The 3,389-nt window shown below is 60.3% G+C and carries 6 protein-coding genes; 1 reads left to right on the top strand and 5 read right to left on the bottom strand.

All coding sequences use genetic code 11. The features are described 5' to 3' along the window. On the bottom strand, window positions 1–1,222 hold a 1,222-nt coding region (locus EOC06_RS34760), incomplete at its 3' end, for a DUF4396 domain-containing protein (RefSeq protein WP_128309937.1). Window positions 1,223–1,414: 192 nt separating this feature from the next. Here EOC06_RS34760 and EOC06_RS34755 point away from each other — a divergent pair. Next, window positions 1,415–1,843: a hypothetical protein gene (locus EOC06_RS34755; protein ID WP_127268879.1), complete on the top strand. Its 429-nt coding sequence runs from the start codon at window positions 1,415–1,417 to the stop codon at window positions 1,841–1,843. A 78-nt stretch (window positions 1,844–1,921) separates the two neighbouring features. On the opposite strand, the gene EOC06_RS34750 is transcribed toward EOC06_RS34755, so the two are convergent. The 4 genes from EOC06_RS34750 to EOC06_RS34735 all read right to left on the bottom strand — a co-directional run. Further along, the gene (locus EOC06_RS34750; protein WP_127268877.1) at window positions 1,922–2,080 is read right to left on the bottom strand and encodes a hypothetical protein; all 159 of its coding nucleotides are present in this window, start codon (window positions 2,078–2,080) and stop codon (window positions 1,922–1,924) included. 84 nt (window positions 2,081–2,164) lie between these two features. Continuing rightward, window positions 2,165–2,635: a YbhB/YbcL family Raf kinase inhibitor-like protein gene (locus EOC06_RS34745; protein WP_128309936.1), complete on the bottom strand. Its 471-nt coding sequence runs from the start codon at window positions 2,633–2,635 to the stop codon at window positions 2,165–2,167. A gap of 46 nt (window positions 2,636–2,681) precedes the next feature. Beyond that, on the bottom strand, window positions 2,682–2,888 hold the full coding sequence (locus EOC06_RS34740; protein WP_128309935.1) for a hypothetical protein: 207 nt from the start codon (window positions 2,886–2,888) through the stop codon (window positions 2,682–2,684). A 101-nt stretch (window positions 2,889–2,989) separates the two neighbouring features. Beyond that, on the bottom strand, window positions 2,990–3,389 hold a 400-nt coding region (locus tag EOC06_RS34735), incomplete at its 5' end, for an erythromycin esterase family protein (protein WP_164898913.1).

Below are 3,389 nucleotides of genomic sequence, written 5' to 3'. Positions count from 1 at the left end.
GGTCGTTGGTGACGTCGATGCGAACCTTATCGCCCTGGCGAATGTGGATGCGCGGACCGGGAATCTGGCCATTGTAGGCATAGGCGTCGACCGCGACGTTGGGCAGGATCTGCCAGCGGACCACCGATGGTCTGAGCTCGAACACCTTGACGCCGTTCTCTAGACGGAATGGCAGTTCCTGGTCGCCCTTGGCGGCAAGACCATAGGACGAGGTAACGCGACGCGGATCGGTTGCAGCCATATCACGCATGGATTCCGCCGGCGTGTCGCGACCCATGATCATGCCTTGCGGCATGATCGCGCCGCCGACGTCACGCGCCGAAAGCGTCAGGTTCAGCCAGTTCGCCGGCGCGGCCATGCCGATCGCCAACGCCAACACCGACACAATACCGAGGGCCGCAATCTGCGGCGTCGTAGCGTCCGTCTCCATCTGATGGCCGCTGCGTTTGGACTTGTGGGAGGTGTTGCGGCTTCGTCGATCGTCGCCGGCGTTGGGGTGATGCGTAGCGTGCTGTTGGTGGGCGGTCGGCTCTCCATTGCTCGTTTCGTTCGCCTGCGGGCGCTGCGTCATCAATCCGTGCTTCAGCCCGCGCGCGACCAGCCAGACATTGGCCGGATAGGCGAGCGTGAAGCCGGCGATGACGCCGATCGACATCACGCCCCAGAACAAAAGCTCGGTCGGCTCCATGGCGCGCATGTCGCGTCCCATCATCAGAAAGCTCATGACGGGCGCCATGCCGGCCATCATGAAATTCATCGAGATGAACTCGGGCAAGAAGCTCTTGCGCACGTTCTCCCAGTAGGTGCCGCCCATCATCGATTTCATGAACAGCGATTGGAAGATGAACAGGCCGAAGGCAAAGCCCGCCAGATATTCGACGATGAGGTCGAGCCACATCGGCAGGCCAAGCGTTGCCGTGATGACTGCGGCGAGAATGATGCCGGTCGCATCGCCGGCAACGCAGTGGATGGTCGAGCCGACCCCCTGTTTCCACAGCGGCCTGGTGAAGTCTTCATGCTCGCCTGGACGTGGCTCCTTGTCTGCAAGCACATAAAGCAGCAGCCCCAATGGACCCATATAGAGGGTCACCAGGATGAAGCCCCATTTCATCACCACCGGTTCGGGATTGTTGCGGTATTGATCGAAGCCGACATAAAGCGTCGAGGCGGCGGCAAGAGCGAACCAGACGGCAAGGAAATAGTCGATTGGCTGGATGAACATGGATGCATCCCGTCGCGGATCAGTGGCTTGTCACAAGCAGCCCCCGTCGATGAACGCAGCCGGCGTGTTTATGATCCCGCCGGCCCAATCCGGTTGTGTCGAATTCTCCAGCCTGGCGCTCTTGTCGAAGCATTAACGCGCGGTAATTCCCTTGAAGGCGTGGGCGCTTCGCTGCCTCAACAGGAGCTGGCCATGAAACATCAAACACTCGACCAACTGCATGCCGTCGCCAAGATTGAATCGTCGGCTGCTTATTCCGCCATGACACGAAATCAGCGCATAGAGCGCTGGGCTGAACTGCTGGAGCGCAATCCCGAGCGATGCCTTGGGGCGTTTGCAGGCACCGAACATCTGCACCCTGAAGCACGTTCATTGATGCGGGGCGAGGGAACGGCAATTTCGGTCGCCTTCGAGGATCCAGTGCTGCGCGCATCGGGTTTAAAGGACGACACATACGGTGAGGCAAGGCGCTTTTTCGAGCTGAACGACTGGCAGCTGCACGACATCGTCTGCGATTGCCACGTCGGCTCAACCATGAAAGCGCGCTGGGCTGCGACGCGGGTCCGCTCAGCCATCAGCGGCAGGTTCTTTGCGTGGTTGCGGCAAAGGATAATGCGCTGACCGTAGTTGGGGATCGTCGTCGCTTCGGTGCGGCATACGATCCCCTGTCTTGCCGATTGGATGTCTTGCCGACGCGGATCAACGCTTGTCCTGGTATAGCCGGTTGGTCGCCCGGTCGCTCTCCCGTTGTTCGGCGGGTCCACGCCGACGGCGTGCGATAACGGCATAGGCCATCAGCACGATCAGCAGCAATGGGCCGCCGGCAACGACGACCAACCACATGATATCTCCAAACATGGCGGCATCTCCTTTCCCAGACAACCGGCGAGGAGGATAACCGTTCCGTGCAGCAGGCCACCTCGGTCGCCCCTGGTCATTAACTTACGAATTGCGTTCGTAGGTTCCGATGAGTTCAGCCTGCTCAAGCGAATGTTTCTGCGCCTCCCGCCAGATGCGCTCGATGCCCACGCTGGCTGGAATGGCAAGGCTCGGCGTGTCGAGCGCGGCCAGCCGGAAATGGTAATGGTGAACGCCATGTCCGACCGGCGGTTCAGGGCCGTCGTAATAGGCGTTGCCAAAATCATTCGTTGCTTGCCTGAGGGCGCCCGGACCCGGATTGCCGCTTTCGGCCTCGGGAAGTTCCCTCGTGTCCGGGGAGATGTTGAACACCGCCCAATGACCAAACGTTCCGCTCGGCGCGTCAGGATCCTGAACGACGAGAACGAGGCTCTTTGCTTCGTCCGGCACTCCAGACCATTTCAGCGGCGGCGATACGTTTTTGCCGTCTCGTGTGTATCTTTCGGGAATTTGTCCGCCTTCGGCAAAGGCGGCACTGCTAAGGGCAAGTGGCATGGTTCACTCCTTCCGGCGAAGTTGATCGCAGCGACGCGCAGGGCAGCTATTTGTTGGTCCGCATTTTTTGTCTTGGATCGATCCCGCCAGCGGCGGTCGTGTCGTTTTCGATGTCACCTTCGACCGTGTTCTCGCCTTCAAGCTCGAACTCTTCGCCTTCCTTGATCGTTCCCTTGGAAGTCCCGATACCAGGATTGTTCGCCAAGTCGGCATCGCTCGGTTTCTTCCATTTCGGATGTTTGGTTCCGGTCATGAGAAAACTCCTTCGACGGGGATTGCAGTTTTGAAATCGCAGACCGGATAGTTCGTTCCGGTTCCACGCCTCAGCTTCTTCATTGGTTCGCCGCGCGCCGGCTAAAGCCCGAACGGGTAGGTGTCGGGAACGCCGGTTCTTGCATGCTCCGGGCCAAGCGGCGTCACTGCCGCGGTTTTGTCGAACCATAGGAACGCGTCGAACTGCCGTGGCAGGGAAGCGTCCGCATAGTGGCTGCCCAGCTCGGTTTCCGGCCGGTAGATCACCCCGATGAATCGCTCCAGCCTGCGTTCCAGCAGCCGCTCACGCAGCGTTGTGTCGCGCCCGAGGTCGAGCAGGAACCGCGACACAAGGGAATCGTGGCAAAGCCGTTCGTAGCTGTCGGCGTGCGACGCGCGAATTTGCTTCACCTCCATTTTGCCGTCCCAGTCGCTGGCGGCCGCTACAGTGCCGGAATGCGTGCCCATACCGATCAGCGCTGCCTCATCCCCGAAACGCTGC

The sequence above is a fragment of the Mesorhizobium sp. M7A.F.Ca.MR.362.00.0.0 genome (assembly GCF_004023175.1).
GTDB lineage: Bacteria > Pseudomonadota > Alphaproteobacteria > Rhizobiales > Rhizobiaceae > Mesorhizobium.
The sequence above is the reverse complement of the archived record's forward strand: the minus strand, read 5'-3'. Positions and strand labels throughout refer to the sequence as shown.